Below are 1,915 nucleotides of genomic sequence, written 5' to 3'. Positions count from 1 at the left end.
TTTGAAATTGACAAAGAATGAAGTTTAATTGTTTGCGTAGTTGATGTGCTTATAAGCGCTACCGCGCCATTTGTTACCGCGCCTGTTACAATTTTAGACACGGTTAATCTGTTTGTTGCTGTAAGGGGCGGTAAAGAATTAAGATTAATACTTCCCCCCACCGTTACATCTGTGGAGCCTTGTTCATCAATAAAAGATGGAAAATTAAAAAAGAACGTTTTAACTGTTGACACTCCATCGGAAGGGACAACCGAAATTTGCATATTTTTAATTGAAGGAAAATTAAATTGTGATACTTTTCCCCCTTTTACTATTCTTTTGTATCCCAATTGCAAAACAGTAAAAGTGACATATTCAGTTGTAGGAACCGATGTGGCGTCAATTGAAACCGATTGCGGAATAAATGGAACATCATTAACTACAACTTCGTTCATATCAAGAATGTTGTTTGGAGGTAATGGAAAAGTGACAGGTAAGCACCGAGTGTTTCCAAACGCTGGTACAAGTAGATTCATTGTCTCAAAAGTTTTGGGTGTAGGCATTATTTAAACTCCTTTCCTAATGTGTAGTTGGTTATTGGGAAAGTATAATTTACTTTTCCAATAAAGGGAACAAAAAGATAGTTTTTGTTTGCCGAAGTATATTTCCACAATGCCCCGGCTCTTAAATTGTCATTGTAAATTGTTGCCGAAAATGTGCCGCTAGGTACAGTAACGTTTGTGTTTGTCACAACATCTAAAAAAGATTTCGGAATAAGTAATGATGTGTTTATTCCTTTAATGTACAAATAAGGGTCTTGTGTTGCATTGTTAACAAGTGCCCAATAATTGGGATTAGGCGCGTATGAAACAAGTTGTAACGCATTACCACTGCTGTAGTTTTTTGATTGTATATTGCTATCGTTTTGTGATGGAGATGTTGCGCTAGTCCACAATTGATAGAAATTGTTACTGTAAAAATAAGATTGAATATTTCCCTCGGATTTTCTGCTAGACACTGTTGTTTGCGTTTGATCTAAAGGTACGCCAAAATCCCCGTCTAATGTTGGCTGTAAAATTCCTGATAATGTGTAACGCAAAAATGCAAAAACACGTTTGCCGATAAAAGAAAAATCAAAAGTGAAAGTTCCGCTTGAAGGTGTTGGGTATAAAATTTTGTCGTTAAAATATACTACATAAGTTCTTAACAAATTAAAATTAGAAAAAGAATATTCTTTACAAACCAAATAATTTTTGGTATATCCTGCCGGGCTTGAAAAATAAGACGAGGGCGAAGGATAGGCTACAAAACAAACAGCGTTGCCGCTTTCGTCAATTCGGGGAAATGCAACTACAGGCGACAATAAAAGGCTACCGTTTTCTAAGTTAGGAATTGTTGCGGGCAGTTGTGGGCTAACTCTAATTGTTTTTCCTTGATTATTAAAAACCCACATTTTACCGTTAAATAAAGTATAAATTTCATTTCCATAAACTAAAATTGGGGCTTTATTTGACAAAGGTTTAAAACCGTTTGTGTTTGAACTGTTGTAATTAACGTGATCTAATTTAATAGTGCCTTGATTTGAGTTATACCCAATTTGATACAATACAGCCGGGTTAGTTCCCCCCGCCGTGGCATAATAACCATTATCTAAAGTTAAACCCTCATAAGCAAGGTTAGGGTTAATTGAAAAATCATTTATTTTGATTGGATATGTAGGTACATATAAATCATAAGCCATTTTATTTTACCTCGATTAAGTCTGTTCGTTTTCCGAAGTTGATTACCCAACCTGAACACTTTTTATAATCAGTGGATTTTCTACTTACCTTTTGTGCTTCTCTTTTTTCGTAATCGGTTAAATATTTCATTACACTTGAAAGTGTAAAGTATTCTTTTTCGACTGTTTCCCCATTGTACAACTTTTGAAAAATGT

Annotated in this window: 3 protein-coding genes; all 3 read right to left on the bottom strand. The window is 34.9% G+C overall.

Going from position 1 to position 1,915, the window contains the following annotated elements; genetic code table 11:
* On the bottom strand, window positions 1-434 hold a 434-nt coding region (locus EO766_RS18075; protein ID WP_287101778.1), incomplete at its 3' end, for a hypothetical protein.
* A gap of 107 nt (window positions 435-541) precedes the next feature.
* Window positions 542-1,720 (bottom strand): hypothetical protein, encoded by a 1,179-nt coding sequence (locus tag EO766_RS18070; RefSeq protein ID WP_287101777.1) that lies wholly within the window; start codon window positions 1,718-1,720, stop codon window positions 542-544.
* Window position 1,721: 1 nt separating this feature from the next.
* Window positions 1,722-1,915 (bottom strand): hypothetical protein (locus tag EO766_RS18065; protein WP_287101631.1); only part of this gene is annotated, 194 nt, incomplete at its 5' end.

This window comes from Hydrotalea sp. AMD (assembly GCF_004100315.1).
In the GTDB taxonomy this organism is placed as follows: Bacteria; Bacteroidota; Bacteroidia; order Chitinophagales; family Chitinophagaceae; genus Hydrotalea; species Hydrotalea flava.
The sequence above is the reverse complement of the archived record's forward strand: the minus strand, read 5'-3'. Positions and strand labels throughout refer to the sequence as shown.

What these genes read in the sequence shown, in the direction of transcription:
- EO766_RS18070 (WP_287101777.1), bottom strand. Translation starts at nt 1,720, where the DNA reads ATGGCTTATGATTTATATGTACCTACATATCCAATCAAAATAAATGAT.